Annotated in this window: 20 protein-coding genes; 12 read left to right on the forward strand and 8 right to left on the reverse strand. The window is 71.9% G+C overall.

Annotated features, from left to right (window positions below; genetic code table 11):
* Nucleotides 1–38 precede the first annotated feature (38 nt).
* From AB0I79_RS08870 to AB0I79_RS08895, 6 genes are read left to right on the forward strand one after another with little or no spacing between them, the layout of a single operon-like run.
* Nucleotides 39–992, forward strand: a complete 954-nt coding sequence (locus tag AB0I79_RS08870; protein WP_357869002.1) for an alpha/beta hydrolase — start codon at nucleotides 39–41, stop codon at nucleotides 990–992.
* Between the two features lie 21 nt (nucleotides 993–1,013).
* Nucleotides 1,014–1,400, forward strand: a complete 387-nt coding sequence (locus AB0I79_RS08875) for a hypothetical protein (protein WP_357869004.1) — start codon at nucleotides 1,014–1,016, stop codon at nucleotides 1,398–1,400.
* Between the two features lie 58 nt (nucleotides 1,401–1,458).
* On the forward strand, nucleotides 1,459–1,785 hold the full coding sequence (locus AB0I79_RS08880) for a DUF202 domain-containing protein (protein WP_357869007.1): 327 nt from the start codon (nucleotides 1,459–1,461) through the stop codon (nucleotides 1,783–1,785).
* 4 nt (nucleotides 1,786–1,789) lie between these two features.
* Nucleotides 1,790–2,125 carry a DUF202 domain-containing protein gene (locus AB0I79_RS08885; RefSeq protein WP_357869010.1) on the forward strand — a complete coding sequence of 112 codons (336 nt, stop codon included), beginning with the start codon at nucleotides 1,790–1,792 and terminating at the stop codon, nucleotides 2,123–2,125.
* A 59-nt stretch (nucleotides 2,126–2,184) separates the two neighbouring features.
* Entirely contained in the window at nucleotides 2,185–2,487 is a 303-nt protein-coding gene (locus AB0I79_RS08890; RefSeq protein ID WP_357869013.1) for a hypothetical protein, read from the forward strand.
* Between the two features lie 56 nt (nucleotides 2,488–2,543).
* Nucleotides 2,544–3,065 (forward strand): hypothetical protein, encoded by a 522-nt coding sequence (locus tag AB0I79_RS08895; protein WP_357869016.1) that lies wholly within the window; start codon nucleotides 2,544–2,546, stop codon nucleotides 3,063–3,065.
* Between the two features lie 6 nt (nucleotides 3,066–3,071).
* Here AB0I79_RS08895 and AB0I79_RS08900 read toward each other — a convergent pair whose 3' ends face one another.
* Both AB0I79_RS08900 and AB0I79_RS08905 read right to left on the reverse strand, forming a co-directional pair.
* The gene (locus AB0I79_RS08900) at nucleotides 3,072–4,916 is read right to left on the reverse strand and encodes an ABC transporter ATP-binding protein (RefSeq protein WP_357869019.1); all 1,845 of its coding nucleotides are present in this window, start codon (nucleotides 4,914–4,916) and stop codon (nucleotides 3,072–3,074) included.
* Entirely contained in the window at nucleotides 4,913–6,637 is a 1,725-nt protein-coding gene (locus AB0I79_RS08905) for an ABC transporter ATP-binding protein (RefSeq protein WP_357869022.1), read from the reverse strand. The genes AB0I79_RS08900 and AB0I79_RS08905 overlap by 4 nt, the downstream gene beginning before the upstream one ends.
* Before the next feature lie 187 nt (nucleotides 6,638–6,824).
* Between AB0I79_RS08905 and AB0I79_RS08910 the strand changes: the two genes are divergently transcribed.
* The gene (locus AB0I79_RS08910; RefSeq protein ID WP_357869025.1) at nucleotides 6,825–7,304 is read left to right on the forward strand and encodes a nucleoside deaminase; all 480 of its coding nucleotides are present in this window, start codon (nucleotides 6,825–6,827) and stop codon (nucleotides 7,302–7,304) included.
* 36 nt (nucleotides 7,305–7,340) lie between these two features.
* Nucleotides 7,341–8,654 (forward strand): ATP-binding protein, encoded by a 1,314-nt coding sequence (locus tag AB0I79_RS08915; RefSeq protein ID WP_357869028.1) that lies wholly within the window; start codon nucleotides 7,341–7,343, stop codon nucleotides 8,652–8,654.
* On the opposite strand, the gene AB0I79_RS08920 is transcribed toward AB0I79_RS08915, so the two are convergent.
* Nucleotides 8,550–11,630 (reverse strand): hypothetical protein, encoded by a 3,081-nt coding sequence (locus AB0I79_RS08920; RefSeq protein WP_357869031.1) that lies wholly within the window; start codon nucleotides 11,628–11,630, stop codon nucleotides 8,550–8,552. The two genes, AB0I79_RS08915 and AB0I79_RS08920, sit on opposite strands and share 105 nt — an antisense overlap.
* A gap of 65 nt (nucleotides 11,631–11,695) precedes the next feature.
* Here AB0I79_RS08920 and AB0I79_RS08925 point away from each other — a divergent pair, with 65 nt between their 5' ends.
* A complete protein-coding gene (locus tag AB0I79_RS08925) occupies nucleotides 11,696–12,343 on the forward strand; it encodes a TetR/AcrR family transcriptional regulator C-terminal domain-containing protein (protein WP_357869033.1) in 648 nt (215 codons plus the stop codon).
* 27 nt (nucleotides 12,344–12,370) lie between these two features.
* Here AB0I79_RS08925 and AB0I79_RS08930 read toward each other — a convergent pair whose 3' ends face one another.
* Both AB0I79_RS08930 and AB0I79_RS08935 read right to left on the reverse strand, forming a co-directional pair.
* Complete coding sequence (locus AB0I79_RS08930) at nucleotides 12,371–12,865, reverse strand: lytic transglycosylase domain-containing protein (RefSeq protein ID WP_357869035.1); 495 nt, start codon at nucleotides 12,863–12,865, stop codon at nucleotides 12,371–12,373.
* A 336-nt stretch (nucleotides 12,866–13,201) separates the two neighbouring features.
* The gene (locus AB0I79_RS08935) at nucleotides 13,202–13,597 is read right to left on the reverse strand and encodes a transglycosylase SLT domain-containing protein (RefSeq protein ID WP_357869038.1); all 396 of its coding nucleotides are present in this window, start codon (nucleotides 13,595–13,597) and stop codon (nucleotides 13,202–13,204) included.
* A 187-nt stretch (nucleotides 13,598–13,784) separates the two neighbouring features.
* On the opposite strand from AB0I79_RS08935, the gene AB0I79_RS08940 reads away from it, so the two are divergent.
* Nucleotides 13,785–14,270: a glutathione peroxidase gene (locus AB0I79_RS08940; protein WP_357869041.1), complete on the forward strand. Its 486-nt coding sequence runs from the start codon at nucleotides 13,785–13,787 to the stop codon at nucleotides 14,268–14,270.
* On the opposite strand, the gene AB0I79_RS08945 is transcribed toward AB0I79_RS08940, so the two are convergent.
* Together AB0I79_RS08945 and AB0I79_RS08950 are read right to left on the reverse strand one after the other, a co-directional pair.
* On the reverse strand, nucleotides 14,267–15,151 hold the full coding sequence (locus tag AB0I79_RS08945) for an alpha/beta fold hydrolase (RefSeq protein WP_357869044.1): 885 nt from the start codon (nucleotides 15,149–15,151) through the stop codon (nucleotides 14,267–14,269). The genes AB0I79_RS08940 and AB0I79_RS08945 overlap by 4 nt on opposite strands.
* 2 nt (nucleotides 15,152–15,153) lie before the next feature.
* The gene (locus AB0I79_RS08950) at nucleotides 15,154–18,183 is read right to left on the reverse strand and encodes an AAA family ATPase (RefSeq protein ID WP_357869047.1); all 3,030 of its coding nucleotides are present in this window, start codon (nucleotides 18,181–18,183) and stop codon (nucleotides 15,154–15,156) included.
* 114 nt (nucleotides 18,184–18,297) lie between these two features.
* Between AB0I79_RS08950 and AB0I79_RS08955 the strand changes: the two genes are divergently transcribed.
* Nucleotides 18,298–19,428: a hypothetical protein gene (locus AB0I79_RS08955; protein ID WP_357869050.1), complete on the forward strand. Its 1,131-nt coding sequence runs from the start codon at nucleotides 18,298–18,300 to the stop codon at nucleotides 19,426–19,428.
* On the opposite strand, the gene AB0I79_RS08960 is transcribed toward AB0I79_RS08955, so the two are convergent.
* Nucleotides 19,410–20,591, reverse strand: a complete 1,182-nt coding sequence (locus AB0I79_RS08960; RefSeq protein ID WP_357869052.1) for a serine hydrolase domain-containing protein — start codon at nucleotides 20,589–20,591, stop codon at nucleotides 19,410–19,412. The two genes, AB0I79_RS08955 and AB0I79_RS08960, sit on opposite strands and share 19 nt — an antisense overlap.
* 119 nt (nucleotides 20,592–20,710) lie before the next feature.
* On the opposite strand from AB0I79_RS08960, the gene AB0I79_RS08965 reads away from it, so the two are divergent.
* A complete protein-coding gene (locus AB0I79_RS08965) occupies nucleotides 20,711–21,256 on the forward strand; it encodes a helix-turn-helix domain-containing protein (protein ID WP_357869054.1) in 546 nt (181 codons plus the stop codon).
* The last annotated feature ends 7 nt before the right edge of the window (nucleotides 21,257–21,263 follow it).

Below are 21,263 nucleotides of genomic sequence, written 5' to 3' on the forward strand. Positions count from 1 at the left end.
GGCCGGATAGTGCCTGGGAACGAAAGGGAGGCACGCGCATGTCACAGACCCACCGCCTGGTCGAGGTGCCGGGAGGCCGGATCCACGTGGTCGAGCAGGGCAGCGGGCCGCTGGTCCTGCTGGTCCACGGCTTCCCCGAGTCGTGGTACTCCTGGCGCCACCAGCTGCCCGCCCTCGCCGCGGCGGGCTTCCGCGCGGTGGCCGTCGACGTGCGCGGCTACGGCCGTTCCTCCGCGCCCGCCCGCGTCGCGGACTACCGGATGCTGGCCCACGTCGCCGACAACGCCGCCGTCGTGCGCGGGCTCGGCGAGCGCTCGGCCGTGATCGTCGGCCACGACTGGGGCTCCTCGATCGCCGCGAACAGCGCCCTGCTCAGGCCCGACCTGTTCCGGGCCGTCGGCCTGCTGAGCGTTCCGTACGCGCCGCGCGGCCCGCACCGCCCCACCGACGCGTTCGCCGCGATGGGCGGCGACGAGGAGTTCTACGTCGGCTACTTCCAGGCCGAGGGCCGCGCCGAGGCCGAGATCGAGCCGGACGTGCGCGGCTGGCTGGCCGGCTTCTACGCCGCCCTGTCGGGGGAGGGGCAGGGAGCCTACTTCGTGCCCCGGGGCGGCCGGCTGCGCGACCGCTTCCCCCAGGACACCCTGCCGTCCTGGCTGACGGAGGCCGACCTGGACGTGTACGCGGGCGAGTTCGAGCGGACCGGCCTGACCGGAGCCCTGAACCGCTACCGCAACGTGGACAGGGACTGGGAGGACCTGGCGGCCTGGGACGGCGCGCCGATCACCCAGCCCGCGCTGTTCATCGGCGGGGCGCTGGACGCCAGCACCACCTGGATGGCCGGTGCCATCGAGGCGTTCCCCCGGACGCTGCCCGGCCTGGCCGGCGCCCACCTCCTGGACGGCTGCGGGCACTGGGTCCAGCAGGAACGGCCCGAGGAGGTCAACCGCCTGGTGATCGACTGGTTGCGTAAAGTGACCGCAGGTGAGTGAACCCTTGGGTAGGGTCGAGGCATGCGACATCTCAAGAGCCGGTTCCTGCCGCTGGCCCTGTTCGCCGCAGGCGTCCTGGCTGCCGGGTGCAGCGAGGTCAACAGCACCATCGACAAGGCCCAGGCGTGCCTCGAAGCCCCCAAGATCATAACTGAGCTGGGCGCGGAGATCAGCAAGCTCACCAACGACCCGCAGGCCATGGACAAGGCCATCGACGACGCCGCGAACAAGCTGAACGGCGTGGCCGACCAGGCCGCCAACACCACGCTCAAGGAGGCCACCGACAGCATGGCCAGCACCTTGACCAGCATCACCGTCCAGGACGCCAACGACGCCGTGGACGCGGTGCAGAAGGTGACCTCCGAAGGCGCCGCCTATGTGGAGAAGGTGGCCCAGGCCTGTAGCTGACGTGCTGGGATAATCCCGGCTTCTCTAGGGGAAATGGGTACGAATTAGCGTTTTTCCCATGGAACCCGACCCGCGTTTCACCTTGGCCAACGAACGCACCTTCCTCACCTGGCTGAGCACGGCGCTGGCGCTCAGCGCGGGTGGGGTGGCCATGGCGGCCGTGCCGTCCGATGTGTTCGTGCCGTGGATCCGTACCGGGCTGGCCATTGTGCTGGTCACCCTCTCCGCGCTCGCGGCGGGCATGGCCTACCCCCGCTGGCGCAACATCCAGCGCGCGCTGCGCCAGCAGGCGCCGCTCCCGCCGCCCGCGCTCGCGGCCGTCTTCGGGTACGGCGTCGCCGCTGTGGCCGTCATCGCGCTCGTCCTGATCATCCTGTCCGCGTGACCGCATGGCGGCCGAAGAGGAGATCTGGGACCGGGGGCTGCAGAGCGAGCGCACCCGGATGGCCTGGGTGCGCACCGCCGTGGCCCTGTCCACCGGCGGGCTCGGCGCGGCCGGGCTCGCGGTCCGTCACGGCCTGCCCGTGCTCGCCACCGCCGCCTTCGCCCTGTCCGCGCTCTGCGGCGGCGTGCTCCTGATCAGGACGCGGCTGCGTTACCGCCGGGTACAGGCCGCCCTGCACGCCGGCAGGCCCCTGGACGCCGGGCTCGACGCGCTGTTCGCCTGGCTCGGCACGTTGGGCGTGGTCGCGGGCGCTCTCACCTTTGTCTTCACCATTCGGTGAGCCTGGTTGCGGATTTATCCGGAGGAGGCGGACACTCGAAATCAGGGGGTGACCGCAAGGTGGAAGAAGAACTGAGAAATGTGCCCTTCGAGTGCCGGGGCTGCTGGCACGTCTGGCAGGAGGACTACGTCGTCAGGCGCAGCGAGGACGACCACGGCAACGAGGGCGAGGTCTGGCTGCGCGCCGGGCTGCGCGTCCCGCCGCCGTCGTCGGGCGCCGTCTGCCCGCAGTGCGGCTCTGAGCAGGCGACCACGTTCCCGGACGGCTACCTGGCACGCCATCCGGAGCTGATCCCACCGGCCGAGCCTGTCGTGCCCGACGCGACGCCGCTGCTGAGCCCGGTGCCGAAACCGCTGTACTGACTCCGCAACCTGACAACCGGTAAGGCTTTCGTGGCCGCCGGTGTCAGGAGCCCGTCTTGAAGGGGAATCGTAACCGGGCGGACACTTTCGGTGACACGGCGACCGACAAGCCGGGGGTGGTCCTTGTGCCCGGGTTCGACACCTGCGAGACGTGGCCCTTCGAATGCCTGCGCTGCCTGCACGTCTGGGAAGAGGAATTCGTCGTCAGACACCTCTGCGACGACTACGGCAACGGGGGCGACCTCTGGCTCAGCTCGGGAGTTCCCGTGCCGCCGCCCTGGTCGAGCGCCTGCTGCCCGGCCTGCGGCGCGTACCGCGTGACCTGGTTCCCCTCCGGGTACCCGACCCGCCACCCCGAGCCCGAGCCCGAGCCCGAGCCAGAGCCCGAGTCCAAGTCCGAGCCCGAGACCGAGCGGGTGTCCTGTCCGGCGGCGCCGCCGGACAGGGCACCCGCTCCTCTTCCGGAGCGGACGCGCCTGCCCGGCAGGCTGCTGGTCGCGCTGGGCGTGCCGCTGGCCCTGTTCGTCGGGTACGAGCTGTACGCCAACGCCATGGCCGCGGCGCACCCCCAGCCCTAGGGCCGCCTAGGAGCTGAGGCTCTCCAGCCACGCCCGGTGCAGCCCGGCGAAGCGGCCCGCGGCGGCGATGAGCTGCTCAGGCGGCCCGTCCTCGACGATCCGGCCGCGCTCCATCACCAGCACCCGGTCGGCGATCTCCACGGTCGACAGCCGGTGCGCGATGATCAGCGCCGTGCGCTCGGCCAGGATCGTGCGCAGCGCCCGCTGCACCAGCCGCTCGCTCGGCACGTCGAGGCTGGAGGTGGCCTCGTCGAGGATCAGCACGGCCGGATCCGCCAGGAACGCCCGGGCGAAGGCGACGAGCTGCCGCTGCCCGGCGGACATCCGGCCGCCGTGCTTGCCCACCTCGGTGTCGTAGCCCTGGGGGAGGCCGGAGATGAACTCGTGCGCGCCGATGGCCTTGGCCGCCTCGCGTACCTGCCGGTCCGTGGCGTCGGGCCTGCCGAACCTGATGTTGTCCGCGACCGTGCCGTTGAACAGGAAGTTCTCCTGCGTCACCATGACCACGGCCTGGCGCAGCGTCGGCTCGTCGAGCCGCCGAAGGTCCACGCCGTCGAGCAGCACGCGCCCGTCCGTCGGGTCGTAGAAGCGGGAGATGAGCTTGGCCAGCGTCGTCTTGCCCGCGCCCGTGGCGCCGACCAGCGCCACGCTCTGTCCCGCCGGGATCGTCAGATCCAGGCGGGGCAGGATCGGCATCTCCTTGACGTAGGCGAACTCGACGCCGTCGAAGCGCACCTTGCCCCGCGCCCTGCCCTCCGGCAGCGCCGCCGGCTCGCGCGGCTCGGGCACGGAGGGCTCCTCCTCCAGCACGCCCGACAGCTTCTCCAGCGCCGCGCCGGCCGACTGCAGCGTGTTGTAGAACTGGCTGATCTCCTGCATCGGCTCGTAGAACGAGCGCAGGTACAGCATGAAGCCGGCCAGCACGCCAGGGGAGACCTCGCCGCGCAGGGCCAGGTAGCCGCCGTAGAGCAGCACCGCGCCGATCGTCATGTTGCCGATCAGCTTGACGCCGGTCATGAACGTCGCGCCGAGGATCATGCTGCGCGCGTTCGCGTCGCGGTAGTCGTCGTTGAGCTGCTCGAAGATCTCCTGGTTGCGCGGCTCCCTGCGGAAGGCCTGCACCGCGCGGATGCCGATCATCGACTCCACGAAGTGAACGATCACCAAGGCGACCGTCTCGCGGGTCCGCCGGTAGACCGTGGCCGACTGCCGCTGGAACCACTTGGTGAACAGCAGCAGCAGCGGGATCGGGATCAGCGCCACCAGGCCGAGGTGCACGTCCAGCACCAGCAGCAGCACCGCCGTGCCCACCAGCGTCAGCACGGCCTTGACCAGCGCGTCGAACCCCGACTGCACCAGCTCGGCGATGGCCTCGATGTCGGAGGTCAGCCGGGAGATCACCCGGCCCGAGGTGTACTTCTCGTGGAAGTTCAGCGACAGCCGCTGGAAGTGGTCGAACACCCTCCTGCGCAGCGTCAGCAGGATGCTCTGGCCGACCGCGCCCATCAGGCGCAGGAACGCCTGCCGGGTGAGCGCCTGCGTGACCGCGGCCGCCAGGATCACCCCGACCACCGTCACCAGGACCCCGGAGCCGGAGCCGTTCGTGATCGGCGGGATGCCGTGGTCGATGCCCACCGAGACCAGGTAGGGGATCGACAGCCCGGCCGCGTTGGAGATCACGATGATCAGTACGAGCAGCGCGATCCTCTTCTTGTACGGCCGCAGCAGGTCGCCGAGCAGCCGCCGCGAGCGCGCCCGAAGCAGCACGGACACCTTGTCCGACAGCTCGTCCTGATCCTCGGAGGCGACGCCGCGCCAGGAACCGCTCTTCTCCTGAACCGTCGTGGTCATCGAAGCGCTCCTTCCGCCGCGTCGTCGAAGTCGGCGTCCTGGGCCAGCAGCTCCCGGTACTCGGGCACCTGCGCCAGCAGCTCGCGATGCTGCCCGACGTGCGTGATCGTGCCGTCGCGCAGCAGCGCCACCTTGTCGGCCAGCAGCACGGTGGAGGCGCGGTGGGCGACCACGATGCCGGTCGCGTCGCGCAGCACGTGCCGCAGCGCCTCCTCCACCAGGGCCTCGGTCTCGGCGTCGAGCGCCGACAGCGTGTCGTCGAGCACGAGGATGCGTGGCTTGCTCAGCACCGCCCTGGCCAGCGCGAGGCGCTGCCGCTGCCCGCCGGACAGGGAGAGCCCCTGCTCGCCGATGCGGGTGTCGAGGCCCCACGGCAGGTCGTGCACGAACATGGCCTGCGCGGTCTGGATGGCCTGCTCCAGCTCCTCCTCGGTGGCGTCGGGCCGGCCGAGCATGAGGTTCTCGCGCACGCTCATCGAGAACAGCGTGGGCTCCTCGAACGCGGTGGCCACCACCGAGCGCAGGGTCTTCAGATCGAGGTCGCGCACGTCGTGCCCGTCGATCGTGACCCGGCCGGAGGTGGGGTCGATCAGGCGGGGCACCAGCGCGGTCAGCGTGGTCTTGCCCGCCCCGGTCGGGCCCACGACGGCGACCGTCTCGCCCGGCCGGACCTCCAGCCAGACGTCGTTCAGCACCGGCTCCTCGGAGTCGGCGAAGCGGAAGCCGACCCCCTCGAAGCGCAGGTGGCCGCGCGGCTCCTCGATCGTGCCGGTGCCGCCCTCGATGGCCGGGACGGTGTCCATGACCTCCATGAGCCGGTCGGCGGAGGTCATCGCCTCCTGGGCCATGACCAGGAGGTAGCCCAGGCTCGCCACGGGCCACACGAGCTGCAGCATCAGCGTGGTGAAGGCGATCAACGCGCCCAGGGTCAGGGTGCCGGAGCCGACCGCCAGCGCGCCGATCAGCAGCACCAGGGCCAGCGTGATGTTGGGGACGATCTCCAGGAAGGAGAAGAACTTGGCCGACAGGCGCACCTTGTCCATCGAGGAGCCGTAGACCTTGCGCGCCGCGTCGTCGTACTGGTCGTAGACGTGGTGGCGGCGGCCGAACGCCTTGATCGTGCGGATGCCGATCGCGGACTCCTCGACGAGCGTGGCGAGGTCGCCCTGCTCGTCCTGGACCTGACGGGAGATCTTGATGTAGCGCTTCTCGAAGCGCTGCGACGTCCACACGATCGGCACCACCGAGGCCAGCACCAGCAGGCCCAGCGGCCAGTACATGTTCAGCAGCAGCACGGTGACCGTGATGACCTGCAGCACGTTCATGACCAGGAACAGGGCGCCGAAGCCGAGGAAGCGGCGGATCGTCGAAAGATCCGTCGTGGCCCGCGATAAGAGCTGCCCGGACTGCCAGTCGCCGTGGAAGCCCATGGGCAGGCGTTGCAGGTGCTCGTACAGATCGTCGCGGACGGCGGTCTCCAGGCCGAGCACCGGTTTGACCTGGATGTAGCGGCGGAAGAGGATCAGCAGCGCCTCGAGCGCGCCGACGCCGATCGCGAGCAGCCCGAGGGGCAGCAGCGCGCCGGAGTCACCGTGTTCGACGGGACCGTCGATGACGGTCTTGATGATGAGGGGGAACACGATGACGAGAGCGACACCGACGAGCGCGGTCAGCCAGATGACGATCAGTCTGGCGACGTACGGGCGGAGGTACGGCTTCATCCGCCACAGGGAGTTGGAAGACAGCAGGGGACGGCGAGGTTTCTGCGTATCGGGAGGCATCCCTTCTAGGCTAATACGTGGGATCAACCGATTTTCTGTGGCCCCAAGGTCGGATTTCTGTACATGACGTGCGGAAACATGAATGCTCATGCACTTTCGGCGGGCCGATACCTATGGTGGAGTTGTCATGATCGAGCCATCGGAGCTGCCGTACCTGCGGCGCTGTGTCGAGCTGGCCACCCGGGCACTGGAGGTGGGTGACGAGCCGTTCGGCTCGGTGCTGGTGTCCGGCGACGGGGCGGTGCTGGCCGAGGACCATAACCGGGTGGCCTCCGGCGACCGCACCCGGCATCCGGAGTTCGCCCTCGCCCGCTGGTCCGCCGAGCACCTGACGCCCGGGGAGCGTGCCGCCGCCACCGTCTACACCTCCGGCGAGCACTGCCCCATGTGCGCCGCGGCGCACGCCTGGGTGGGGCTCGGGCGCATCGTGTACGTCGCCTCCTCGGCCCAGCTCGCCGGCTGGCTGGCCGAGCTGGGGGTGCCCGCGCCGCCCGTGCGCACGCTGCCGGTCGGCGAGATCGCGCCGGGAGTGATCGTGGAAGGGCCCGTGCCCGAGCTGGCCGAGGAGGTACGCGAGCTGCACCGCCGCTTCTACACATCCGTTTGACCTGCTGTTTGTACGCTCCGTGACATAGTCGGACACATGGTGCACGGTCGCTCCATCAGGGCCCGGGTGACGATCGCGACGGTGGTCTCGTTCGGGCTCCTCATCCTGGGCGGAGTGACGGTGATCTCGGCGACGTACCCGGTGCAGGCCAGGGCCGACCTCATGGAGCAGGCCGCCAAGGCCAGCCGCCGCGTCACCATGATGATCGACGACCAGCCCTTCCCCGGCCACATCCCGCCGCAGGACAGCGTCGGCCTGCTGCAGGTCGTGGACGCCGAGGGCCGCGTCGTGGCGGCCAGCGCGGCGCTCGCCGGCCAGCCGCCGCTCACCTCGGCCAGGCCCTCCGGCGGGGACTCTCGCGTCAACGGCCGGGTGTGCCGGCCCGAGGGCTGCGTGGTCGTGGTGGGGACCAGCAACCGTTCCACCGCGTACGGGCCGGCCGTGGCCTACGCGGCGGTGCGCGAGCCGTTCCTGCTGCGCTCGTCCTTCCTGCCGGCCATGTTGTACGGATCCGCCGCCGCGCTGGTGGCGCTGCTGGGCTGGGCCGCCTGGTACGGGGTCGGGCACGTGCTGGCCCCCGTGGAACGCATCCGCCGGGGCCTCGAACGGATCAGCGCGGAGGACCTCAGCCGGCGGGTGGAGGTGCCCCCCAGCGAGGACGAGGTGGCCGAGCTGGCCGTCACCGTCAACGACACGCTGAGCCGGCTGGAGGACGCCGTGGAGCGGCACCGCCGGTTCGTCTCCGACGCCTCCCACGAGCTGCGCACGCCGATCGCGGGGCTGATGGTACGGCTGGAGGCGGGGCTGGAGGAGCGGACCGAGGCCGACTGGCTGGCCGTCATGGACGACGCCCAGCGGCTGGCGGACATCGTCGGGGACCTGCTGCTGATGGCCCGCCTGGACGCGGGCACGGAGATCGGCAGGGAGCGGATCGACCTGGGGCGGCTGGTGGAGGAGGAGGTGGCGCGGCGGCCCGCGCGGCTGCCGGTGACCCTGCGCGTGGAGCCCGGGGTGTTCGTGGAGGGCAGCCGGTTGCGGCTGGCCAGGGTGCTGACGAACCTGCTGTCCAACGCCGATCGGTACGGGGACTCGGCGGTGCGGGTGTCGGTGCGGGGGAGCGGGGACGAGGCGGTGCTGGAGGTGGCCGACGACGGGCCGGGGATCCCCGAGGAGTTGCGGGAGCGGGTGTTCGAGCGGTTCACCCGGTTGGATCGGACGCGGTCGCGGGACACCGGCGGGAGCGGGCTAGGGCTGCCGATCGCCCGCGACATCGCCAGGGCCCACGGGGGAGACCTCCGGATCGAGGACGGGCCGGAGACCCGGCTGGTCATGCGGCTGCCACGAGAATAGCTCGCCCACCTCTCGCAGCACCTGCGGATCGCGGTCCGCGCGATCCTTCAGCACTCGGAGGATGCGATGGACACGCCGGCCATGCTTCTTGCCGTCATACACGGAGTCAAGGGCGAGACGCAGGATCGTTGCCACGTCCCTGCTGGGCAACGTGTGCGCGTCTGCTTCCAACTGCCTCAGCACCCGGTCCACATAGCGCGTGTTCGGTGCATGGCCCAGGCACTGCATGTAAAGGTCAAGGTGCGGTGTGTCGCTCAACAGGAGCCTCAGCAGGTGCGTGACAGGGCTCTGCGGTTGCGCGTCGAGCCGACCGCCGATCTCCACCGCATAGGGAAGCAGGTCGAGGAAGAGATGGGCCATCTCGCTGTCGTCGCGAAACGAGATCGTGCGCATCCAGCTAGTGGTCGGCGCGGCACCCGACGCCCTGTGCTGGTAGGGGTAGTTCGGCAGCGGCTGCGGCCAGCTGAAGAAGACCGTCTCGCGCAGGTCGTAAGGCGGGTTCCGGTTGAACTCCAGTTGGAGCACCCTGGTCTCGTTGCGCAGGAAGTGGCGGACCCAGATCGTGCGCATGAGCGAGTCCCACTCCGCCCTGCTGAGCTGGGAGTGCCACAGCCGGGCGATCCTGCGCCAGCGCTCGTTCGCGTGCTCGGGCTGCTCCACGTCGAACAGCTCGGCGCCCGACAGGGGCTCGTCCGACGACAGCACGGCGAGCAGCATCAGGTTGACGCTGTAGGCGGCGCAACGCGCGGTCAGCTCGGCCCGCACCGGCTGGTACGCGTCGTAGGCGGCGCCGGGCCCGGCCTGGAGCGACTGCGCGAACAGCTCGCACAGGTGACGCGTCAGCAGCGCGCGCCGGTTGCCGGGCACCTGGCCCGCGATGCCGTGCTTGAGGAAGTCCACGGTGGGGGCGCGCACGCTCAGGGCCGCGAACGACAGCAGCGCCTGGAGCAGGTCGTCGCTCGCCCGGACAGGCCGGCGGCGGGACTCGGCGAACGCCAGCTCCTCCGCCATCTCGACGAGCTCCCTGACGACCATGCGGGCGACCAGGTACTCGCCGAACGTGGCGTGCAGGAACTCGTAGGTCTTGAGCCGCTGCTCGTCGCGCAGCGCCTGCGTCGTGTGGATGAAGAAGAAGCCGCCGATCACGCCCTCCGCCGGGCTCAGGGGGCGGCGCAGGCCCCGCGGGCGGTGTGCCTCCTGCGGCCGCAGCGCCCGCAGGTCGGCGTCCAGGTCCTGCTCGGCGATCCACTGCAGGCCGCGGTTGAACATCGCGAACGCCGTGATCGACAGGCGCCGCAGCTCGTCCTCCACGGCCTGCCCCAGGTCGTCGTCCGCGAGGTGCGGGCGGGACTTGCCGACCTCGCGGACGGCGAAGTCGTGCAGCAGCCGCTCGTACAGCTCCGCCTCGTGGAGGTCCTCGCGCAGGTGCCGCAGGGCGTTGGCGTCGGCGTCGTAGAGGGCGAGCATGAGCAGCAGCAGCGGCTGCTCGCCGAGCTTCGGCACCGCCAGCACCCGGTCCAGCGGCAGCGGCAGCAGCCCGCGCCCGAGGAAGTACTCGTGGTTGGCGTCGTTCCAGGTGGTGACCCACCGGCGGATCTGGTCGTCCCCGAAGGGCTCCAGCCGGATGACGTACGAGCCTTCGGGCAGCCGCGCCCGGTCGGCGACGGCGATCCTGGAGGTGACGACGACCGCCAGCGCGCGTTCCTTCTCCGCCTGGTCACGCTGGAACTGGGCGACCCTCTCCAGGTAGTCGGTCTGGTTCACGCCCGTCGCCTGCAGCAGCTCGTCGAACCCGTCCAGCATGACGACCGGCAGCGCCCCCTCGGCGGCGTAGGCGAACTCCGGCCAGGACATCTGCTCGTCCAGCGCGGCCCTGATGCCGTGCTCGATCTGTGCGAGCACGTCGGCGTCGGCCGGGACCCCGCGCAGCTCGACCCTGAGCGGGAGGAACTCGGTGGCGGGCAGGCGGGCGGCGAGCATGCGCGTCAGCACGGACTTGCCCGCGCCCGGCTGGCCGAGCACCAGGAGGGGAGCCTCGGTGGCCTGGGGAAGCGTGAGGTGGCCGGACAGGAAGGCGTCCAGGTCGCGGCGGTGGGGGAGCCTCGCCCAGTCCTCCTCCAGCGCGATCGAGCGATGGGCGCCGGACATCAGGCGGTAGCCCGGGTTGACGTAGCCCTCGTCCAGGGTGGGGATCGCCATCCCGGCCGGCATGCGGGCCGAGGAGACGATCGGCCGCTTGAGCGCCGCCTTGTTCGACCGGATCAACGCCGCCAGCCGATCGGACAGGGTGCGGCTGGAGGGGATCCTGGCGAGCTGCTCGTGGATGCCCGCCAGGCCCCGTGACAGCTCGGCCCTGGTGGCTTGGTGATCGATCCGGTCGGACCAGCACGCGACCTCGGGGAACTCGGCGGCGAGCCGGCGGAACAGCTCCTCGTAGCGCAGGAGCGCGCGGGCGGGCACCTCGTCGAAGAGCCTGCTCCGGGTGGTCTCGTCCCAGGTGTCCCACACGGCGAGACCCTGCACGAAGCTGAGCAGCGGGTCGGTGAACACCGTCCGGTAGAGGGTCTCGAGTTCGCCCAGCACGTACTCGTAGGGGTGGGCCGGGGTGGGCAGCGGCAGGGGAACGATCCGGATGGGGTGGCCGTCGGTCTGGGTGATCCGGCGCTGGTCCTCCGGAGTGAGCTCGCGCAGCACGTCCACCTCGGCCAGCGCCTCCAGGTAGGCGGTGGCCACGATGACCGAGTGGGCCGCGACCAGCCGCTGCGTCGCGTCGTACCTGCTCAGCCCCTTGACCTTGTCGCGCAGCGTCCGGATGAAGGCGTCGCCGAGCCGCACCGCCTCCGCGCGGGCGTCGAACAGGTCGACGGCCTGCATCCCGAACAGCGCCAGGGACGACGCCCTGTCGAGGAGGTTCGTGATCCTGCTGGGCCCGCCGAGCAGGACGACGGCGTCGTGATAGGTCAGGATCTGGCGCACGCCTCCAAGTCTGCCGAAACGCGCGGCATCGCGGGGCCGGTTACCAGCCGTCCATAGAATGAGCTATGAGCACCGAGCCCCTGTCCCGGGCACGCATCGTCGCCGCCGCCATCGGCCTCATCGAGCGGGAGGGCGCCGACGCGATCTCCATGCGTCGCATCGCGGCCGAGCTGGGTGTGGGCGTCATGTCGCTCTACAACCACGTGCCCGGCAAGGACGCCCTGCTCGACGGGGTGGCCGAGGCGGTGCTGAGCCAGATCGAGTTCACCGACGACCCCGACGCCCACTGGACCGACCGGGTGCGCATGCAGGCCAGGGCGTTCCGGCAGATCGCCCACCACCACCCGCGCTCCACCATGCTCGTGGTCAGCCGCCAGTTGCACTCCGCCGCCGGGCTGCTGCCCGTCGAGCGGGCGCTGGCCACGCTGCGCAGCGCCGGGTTCGACGGGGCGGACGCGGTGCGGATGTTGCGGATGTTCATCGCCTACATCGTCGGCTCGCTGCTGCGGGAGGTCGGGGTGACGCCGACGTTCGCGCCCGTGCAGACCAGGACGATCAGGGGCGACGGGGTGGATCCCGCGCTGTTCCCCGAGGTCAGCTCGCTGTCCGCGCTGCTCGACCAGTGCGATCACGAGGAGGAGTTCGAGTTCGGGCTCGAACTGCTGATCAAGGCGATCGAGGCGTACGCGGGGCGTCGGGAGGGCACCCGGTGAGCCGCTCCGGGTGCCCTCCTGAGCCGGCTAGTACCAGTTGTGCGATTTCCAGTGCCCCCAGGCGCCGCAAGGCCTGCCGTACCTCCCCTTGATGTAGGCCAGACCCCAGCGGATCTGGGTCTCCGGGTTGGACTTCCAGTCACGGCCGGCGCCGCTCATCTTTCCGGCCGGCAGGGCCTGCGGGATGCCGTACGCGCCGGATGAGTGGTTGAGCGCCCGGTGGTTCCAGTTGCTCTCCCTGGTCCACAGGTTGTCCAGGCAGCGGAACTCGCGATAGTTCCAGGCTCGCTGCACGACGTGGTCCAAGGCGATCTTCTTGTTCCTGCTGGCGGGCCGGACGGCCGCCATCTTCGGTCGCGCCGACGTGGTCCAGATCCCGGTCCTGATCGGCTGCCTCGACTCGGCCAGGGCGGTCGTCGCCCTGATCGGCGGTTGCGATTCGGCCAGGGCGGCCGTTGCGCCGAGTGCGGTGAAAGCGGTGACGGAAACGAGTGTGCCGCTGAGCGCGCGTTTGCTGTCCAAGGCGATCCTTGCTGTCGGGTCGCGTGCGGACAGGCGCCCTGCACGGGCGCCCCGCCGTCCGCGTCCGTGGCTCGGACGCAGAGGGTCCGCGCGGCCCTCCGGGACGCATCTTGCCTCCGCCCGGTCGTGCTGGGCGGCCCGGAGGGCACCGCGACGTGTCCTCTAGCACGATTCCTATTACGCGCTGTCACCGCGGGTCATACACCAAGACACGCGAAGGACAGGTGTTTGTGTGACCGTTGCGGATAAAAGGGCGGCTCGCTGGGCCGGGATTGCCCGGTCGCCGCCCGATAGGGCGGCCCTTGCCGGAAACAGCGGGCAAGCCTGGGGTTTGGCTCAGTACCAACCGTGGGATTGGAAGTGCCCCCAGGCGCGACACGGCGACCCGTAACGCTGCTTGATGTAGCCGAGACCCCACTTGATCTGCGTGCGCGGGTTGGTCCGCCAGTCACGTCCTGACGAGGCCATCTTGTGGCCGGGGAGCGCCTGCGGGATGCCGTAGGCGCCCGAGCCGTTGCCGGCGCGGTGGTTCCATCCGCTCTCGCGGTGCCAGAGCTTCACCAGGCATCTGAACTGGGTGCTGTCCCAGCCACGCGCGGCCACCATGGCCTTGGCGATGGTCTTGTTCCTGCCGCTGGTCTGGGAGCTCTGCGCCTGTGCGGCCGAGGCGCCGCCCGCCGCCACCAGGGTGGCGGTCAGGACCAGGACGCCGGTACGGCGGAGCATGGGCATGCGGGTTCCCTTTCGAGGGGGTTCGTGGACCGCGCCACCCTGCCCGATAGGCTCCCTTTACAGCGAATTGACCATGGAAACGTAGATCGTCAGTAAAGATCTCGATATATACCTTTTCATGCGTGTTTGTCGGAAAAATGAGGACTGCGTCACAATTTCGGCCTGACGCGTTCTGTAGGGTCGAACCATGAGCCTCAGCGACATCCCGCTTCGCACTCTGACGAACGAGCCGACCACACTGGCAGAGCTGGCTTCGGGCAAGCCCGCCCTCATCGTCAACGTGGCCTCGCGATGCGGCCTCACCCCGCAATACACCGGCCTGGTCAAGCTCCAGGAGCAGTACGGCCCGCGCGGCTTCACGGTGATCGGCATGCCGTGCAACCAGTTCGCCGGGCAGGAGCCCGGCACGGCCAAGGAGATCCAGCACTTCTGCTCCACCACCTACGGGGTGGACTTCCCGCTGCTGGAGAAGTCCGAGGTGAACGGCCCCGGCCGCCACCCCCTGTACGCCGAGTTGATCCGGACGCCCGACGAGCAGGGAGAGGCGGGCGACGTGCAGTGGAACTTCGAGAAGTTCCTCGTGGACGGCCAGGGCCAGGTCGTGGCCCGCTTCCGTCCCCGCATCACCCCGGAGGACCCGGCGATCACCTCGGCGATCGAGCGGCTGCTCTAGCCGCTCGCCGCGGAGGTGTGCGCGAGGACGGCCCGCGCCAGCTCCTCGTGCACCTCCGGCGGCAGCGTGTGCCCCATGCCCTCGATCATCATCAGCCGCGCGCCCGGGATCCGCTCGGCGATGATCGCGCCGTGGCCGGGCTTGCACGGCTCGTGGGTGCCCTCGATGACCAGGGTGGGCGCCTTGACCAGGTGCAGCACGCCCACCGGCTCGAAGTCCGGCCTGGCCGCCGCCGCCAGGCGGTGATTGGCCACGGCGTCCAGGTCGCGGGCCCGGTCGTAGATGCGCTCCTGCAGGTGGCGCGCGGCGTCCTCGTCGAACGGCAGCGCATCGCCGTGCAGCACGCGCTGCTCGGCGATCATCACCTCGATCCGCTCGCGCCGGCCGGCAGGCGGCGGGGTGGCGATCAGCTCGCGGTAGAAGGCCACGAACTCCGGCGTCGGCTCCGGCAGGCTGCCCTCCGGCTGCGGCTCGCCCATCAGCGCCCGCATCACCACCATGCCCTCACGCTCGCCCAGCGGCGAGGAGCCGATGACGGTGAGCGTGCGCACCCGCTCCGGCCGCTCCACCGCGATCAGCTGGCCCAGCAGCCCGCCCGCCGAGTGGCAGACCAGGTGCGCGCTCTCCAGGCCGTGCGCGTCCATCACCCGCAGCACGTCGTCCTTGATGTCGTCCCAGGTGTACGGCTCCTTCTCGAAGTCCACGATGCGGGAGCGGCCCGTGTCGCGGTGGTCGTAGCGGATCACCCGCCGCCCGCCGGCGGTCAGCCTGCCCACGAACTCGTCCGGCCACAGGATCCCCTGCGACATCGAACCCATGATCAACAGAATCGGCTCGTCGGCGGCGTTGCCGAACTCTTCGCTCCAGATGTCGTTTTGCATGCTCAAAGCATGTCCTGCCGGCTTACGGGTGCCTTCCGTAGAACTACTAGCCGCGCCAGTTCAGTACGGGTGCCGATGCCCAGCTTCGGATAGATCTTGTACAGGTGGTACTCGACCGTACGCGGGCTGAGGAAGAGCTGCGCGGCGATCTCCTTGCTGGACAGGCCGTCGGCGACCAGCCCGGCGATGCGCAGCTCCTGCGGGGTCAGCACGTCCAGCGACGGGCCGCGGGCGGGCTCGGCGCTCTCACCGGGCCCGCTCTCGCCCGCCGCGCGCAGCTCGCCGTGCGCGCGCCGCGCCCACGGCCGCGCGCCCGCCCGCTGGAACGTCTCCAGCGCCGCCCGCAGGTGCGGGCGCGCCTCGCCCGGCCGGTGCGCCCTGCGCAGCCGCTCGCCCAGCAGCAGCGCGGTCCTGGCCGCCTCGTACGGGTTCGCGTGCAGCCGCAGCGCCTCCTCGAAACCCTCGTGCCCGCCCGTGACCTGGGCCCGGCACCTGGCCAGCAGCGCACGCGACTCGGCCGTGGCCGCGTGCGCCGACCACCGCTCGTACGCCTCCAGCGCCGCCCCCGCCGCCTCCAGGTGGCCCGCGCCCACCGCGGCCTCGATCCGGTCCGGCGTCGAGCGCCACACCACCGTCGGATGCCCCGCGCCCGGCCCCGCCGCCGCGATCGCGGCGAACCGGTCGTGCGCCGCGGCGAACCGGCCCATCCCCAGGTCCAGCATGGCCAGCGCGTACGCGGCCACGCCCGCGCGCAGGCCCACCCGGTGGGGGAGCGCGATGGCCAGCGCCTCCTGGGCCAGCCGGCGGCACTCGTCCTCCTCGCCGCGCAGCGCCGCCAGCACCGCCAGGTTGGCCAGGTGCGCGGCCACCGTGTTGCTGTAGCCGGCCTCGCGGGCCAGCTCCAGGCCCTCCTCGGAGACGGCCTGGCTCTCCGCCAGCCGGCCGGCGATCCGCTCGGCGGTGGCCACGAACTCCAGCACCACCGGCAACTGCCCGACCATGCCCGACACCCTGGCCACCCGGCCGGCCCGCGCGGCCAGCTCGGCCGACAAATCGGCCTCACCCAAGTAGCTGGCCGCCGCCGTCGCCCACAGGAACCCGGCCGCCTCCGTCAGCTCCCCGGTCCTCGCCAGCGCCCGCCTCAGGAGGGCGTGGGCGGTGTCGTGGGGATGCACGGGCGCGCGCTCGCCCTCGGCCTGTGCGCGTTCGCCCTCGGCCTGTGCGCGTTCGCCGGAGGCCTGCGCGGCGCTGTCCAGGTGCGCCTGCCCGTGAGCAGCCCGAGTGCCGTCGTGCAGGTGTGCCCGCCTGTAGGGGGCCGGCGTGTCGTCGTGCAGGTGTGCCTGCCCGTGAGGGGCCTGCGTGCTGTCGTGCGGGTCGGCGGAGGCGCCGCCGGAGAGGGTCAGGCCGATGCCGGTCAGGACGTCGCGCAGGAAACCCTCCGGATGCGCCGCCGCGCGGCGGCCGATCTCGACGATGGCGGCGGTGTCGCCCGCGTACGAGGCCGCCTCGGCGGCGTCGGCCAGCATGTCCAAGCTGTCGCCCGCGGCCAGGATTTGCACGGCCTCGGCGGCGCTGCCGGAGTTCAGCTCGAACCGGCCGCGCAACTGGGCCAGCTCCATCCCCAGCGCGGCGTCACCGGCCGCGTGCTCCCGGGCCTCGGCCAGCAGCGACTCCGCCTGCCCCGGGCGGCCCCCCAGCCAGGCGGCCACCGCGGCGTCCTTGAGCCGGGCCGCCCTGGCCGCCCTGCCGGGGGTCAGCTCGGCGGCCCTGGCCAGGGCGGTGGCGGCGTCGCCGTAGCCGCCGCGGTCGCGGGCCCGGGCGGCGGTCTCGGCGAGCGCGGCGGCGACGGACTCGTCCTGGCCGAGCGCGGCCGCCGCCAGGTGCCAGGCGCGGCGGTCCCCGTCCGACTCCCCGGCCAGCACCCGGTGCGCCTCGCGGCGGTCCGCCGGGGTCGCGGACTCGTGCACGGCCGACCGGACGAGCGGGTGGCGGAACCGCACGGACGCGCCCTCGACCCGCGCCAGGCCGGCCGCCTCCAGCTCGTGCAGCGCCTCCCGGTTCGCGCCCATCCGCCCGGCGGCCCGCAGCACCACGTCCAGGTCGCCCTCGACGGCCGCGAGCAGGGCCACCAGCCGGGCCCCCTCCGGCAACGCCGCCACCTGCTCCCCGAAGAGCCGCGCGCCGCCCGGTAGCGGGTCGGGCAGCGGCTCACGGCCGGCGAGCTGCCCGGGGCTCAACCGCCGCACGGTCTCGCGCAGGGCCAGGGGGTTGCCCCTGGTCAGCGCCACGAGCTCACGCTTCACGGCAGGCGCCATCGCGCCGCCCTCGCCACCTCCGGATTCGGCGAGCGCCGGAACGCCCGCTCCACCGGGCCCGGTGCCGGTCCGCAGGGCGACGTCAGGGGAAGAGGAGGCGGGGTAGCGAGTGGCGTCCGGGGAAAGGGAGGCGGGGTGGCGGGTGGCGGCGTCCAGGAGGTCGGTGGCCGCCGCCTCGGGCAGGCCGCCGATGGGCAGTGACGGCACGCCCTTGACCGGAGCGTCCCCCCGTACCGCCAGCAACATCGCGATCCGCTCCGTGCCGAGCCGTCTGGCGGCGAACAGCAGCGCGTCGGCCGAGGCCCGGTCCACCCACTGGAAGTCGTCCACCACGCACACCAGCCCGTCCGGCACGGCGGCCTCGCTCAGCAGCGACAGCACCCCCGCCGCCAGCAGGAACCGGTCACCGGACGCGCCCCCGCCCAGCCCGAGGGCCCCGCGCACGGCCTCGCGCTGCGGCTCGGGCAGCGCGTCCAGCAGCCCGGCCGCCGGCCGCAGCAGCTGGTGCAGGGCGGCGAAGGCGAGGTCCGACTCGGGCTCGACGCCGGTCGTGCGCAGCACCCGCATGGCCCCGCCCCGCGCGGCCGCCAGGTCCAGCAGGGCCGTCTTGCCCACGCCGGCCTCGCCGCGCAGCACGAGCGCGGCGCCCGCGCCGCCGCGGGCCCGGGAGATCACGTCCTCGATGGCGGCGATCTCCGCCGATCTACCGAACAGCACAGACGCCCACTGTAGGGCCGCCACCGGAAGGGGCGAACGTCGTACACGCAGGGTATGCATTCGTCACTGTGGGTATCGAATGCCCCGAGACGCAAAGGCCGAGGGGGCTCGCGAATGACGACAAATCCGTATGCGGCATCGCCGTTCAGCTATGTCGCCGAGCCGGCCGTGGCCCCGTACTCGATCGTCGAGCTGATGCCCGGCGTGCGCAACCTGTGCGAGTACGTCCGGCTGGCCGCGGGCGAGCGGGTGCTGCTGATGATGGAGCACACTGTCGACCCGGTCGTCGTGCAGGCCATCGCCGCCGCGGCCACGCTGCGCGGCGCCGACGTGCGCATCCTGTCGGTGCCGCCGTTCAGCGCGGGCGGCTGGGACCGCGAGGCGCCGCTGCCGATCGAGACGGCCACCTTCCACGAGGCGGACGTCGTGATCAGCGGCACCTGGTGGGGCGAGGTGCACACGGAGCCGCTGTTCTTCGACCAGATCAGGTCCCGCTCCGTCCGCTTCCTGTCCCTGCACATGACCGCCACGGCCGGCGCGCTGCTGACCGGCGCGCGGCTGCCCGTGGAGGTCTTCCACGCGCTGGTGGCCGGGGCGCTGCGCCGGCTCCGCGCGGCCTCCTCGATCAGGGTGACCTCCGCGCGCGGCACGGACCTGACGTTCTCCGGCCTCACCTTCGAGGACCCCGGGCCCGGCGGGCTGCGGCCGGGCGACTGGCGGCCGTTCCCGTACGGCGGCGTGAACTTCTGGCCGACCGGCACCGAGGGCGTGCTCGTCGTCGAGGACAGCACCGTCACCGGCGTGCCGGAGGAGCCGCTGCGCATCACGCTGGAGGGCAACCTGGTCCGCAAGATCGAGGGCGGGGCCGCCGCCGAGCAGCTGCGCCGCTACGCGCCCGGCGGCTTCTACATGCGCCACGCCCTGTTCGGGCTGAACCCGAAGGTGCGCGTCGCGGGCGGCACGCAGTTCGAGCGGGAGAAGCACGCCGGGGCGTTCTACTGCGGCCTCGACGGGCTGACCGACGGCGTGCCGGTCACGACGGGGCCCGGGTTCGCGCACTGCGACTGCCAGGTGGACCGGCCGACCGTGGTCGTGGACGGGGAGACGTTCGTCGAGCGGGGGCGGCTGCTGCTGCTGGACGAGCCGGAGATCCGGGAGGTCGCGGCGCGGTTCGGGCCGCCCGAGGTGATCCTCGACGACAACCCCGTGATGATCCTGCCGCGCCGCTACACCGGGCTCCGGTAGAGGGCCTCGACCAGCGAGCGCACCCGGAAGTCACCGCCCTCCAGCAGCTCGGAGCCGCGGTTGGGCACGTACCCGAAGGCCAGGCCGCGGGCGGGGTCGGCGAAGGCGAACGAGCCGGTCGCGCCGCTCTGCCCGAACAGGCCGGTGAGACGCTCGGGCGCGGGCCAGAACGGGCCGCCGGGCACGGCGAAGCCGATGCCCCAGGCGGTCCGCACGCGCAGCACCTGGTCGATGCCGTCGGCCTGTGGCGTGCGCACCCGGTCGAGCAGGTCCGGGCCCAGCAGCCGCACGCCGTCGACGGGGCCGGTCAGCGCGGCGAAGTAGCGGGCCAGGGAGTGGGCGGAGGCGACGCCGTCCATGGAGGGGCTCTCCACCTCGTACGTGCGCCGCTCGTTCGCCGCGTCCCAGCCGAGGGCGACGCTGCCATACAGGGCCCGGTAGGACAACGAGCCGGGATCGTGCAGCGCCTCGACGAACCCGGCCAGCTCCGGCACCTCCATGCCCAGGCGGACGGACTCGGCGTCGGGGACCACCACCGTGGCCAGGCGCGACATCGCGGCGTCGGGCACCCGCACGTAGCAGTCGAGCCCGAGCGGCCCCGTGATCTCCCGCGCCAGGAACTCGCTCAGCTTCACTCCTGACACCCTGCGGACGAGCTCGCCCGCGAGGTGGCCGATGCTGACCCCGTGGTAGCCGTGCGCGGTGCCCGGCGGCCACTCGGAGGCCGCCGCCGCGAGCGCTTCGGTGATCGGCGTCCAGTCCCGCAGGTCCTCCCAGGTGATGGGCCGCATGTGCAGGCTCGGCAGGCCGGCGCGGTGGCTGAGCAGCGTGCGTACGGTGATCCGGCCCTTGCCCTGCTGCGCGAACTCCGGCCAGTAACGCGCCACCGGGGCCTCCAGGTCGATCTCGGCGCGCTCGGCCAGCAGGAGGAGCGCGCCGGACGCGAAGGCCTTGCAGGTGGAGGCGAGGGGCGCGATGGTGTCGCGCCGCCAGGGGCGGCGGGTGGCGGGGTCCGCGAGGCCGCCCCAGAGGTCCACCACCGGTTCGCCGTACCGGTAGACGGTGAGCCCCGCGCCCACCTCGCCGCCGTCGGCGAAGTTGCGCTCGAACGCCTCCCGCACCGGTTCGAGGCCCGGTGCCACCGTGCCCTGGATCGTCGTCATGATTTTGCTCTCCCTTCTCCCTGCCTTCCGGTCGGTAGGGTGAAGGCGACGGTAGCCTACCGACCGGAAGGTAGGCAACCGCTGCTATGCTGACGGCTCTCGTGAGGGAAGGGGCATCGTTGGCCGGGGACGACACCAGGTCGCGGATCATCGAGACGGCGCGGGAGCTGTTCACCGCGCAGACGTACCGCGCCGCCTCCATGCGTGACATCGCCGAGCGCGTCGGGATCACCAAGCCGTCGCTGTACCACCACTTCCGCAGCAAGAGCGCGCTGCTGGCGAGCCTGGTGGGGCCCCCGATCGACGAGCTGGAGGCGGTGATCGGGGCCGCGTCGTCCCGCGCCGAACCGGAGGAGGTGCGGCGGGCGGTGCTGGAGGGCTGCCTGGACGTGATCCTGGCGCACCGGGAGACGATGGCCCTGCTGCTCCGCGACGCCTCCGTGTACGGCGACGAGACGACCGAGATCATGTCGCGGGTGGTGGGGCTGATGAACCGGGCCGTGGAGCTGCTGGCGGGGCCCAGCCCTGACTGGCGGCAACGGGTGCGCGCGGCCCAGGCGCTGGCGGCCGTCGCCGACCCGATCGGTCAGCTCCCCGACGTCCCCGCCGCCGACCTGCGTGCCGAGCTCCTGCGCGGCGCGGGCGCGATCCTGGCCCCCGGCTGACGGCTCC

It is taken from the genome of Nonomuraea sp. NPDC050202, assembly GCF_040656115.1.
Lineage (GTDB): Bacteria > Actinomycetota > Actinomycetes > Streptosporangiales > Streptosporangiaceae > Nonomuraea.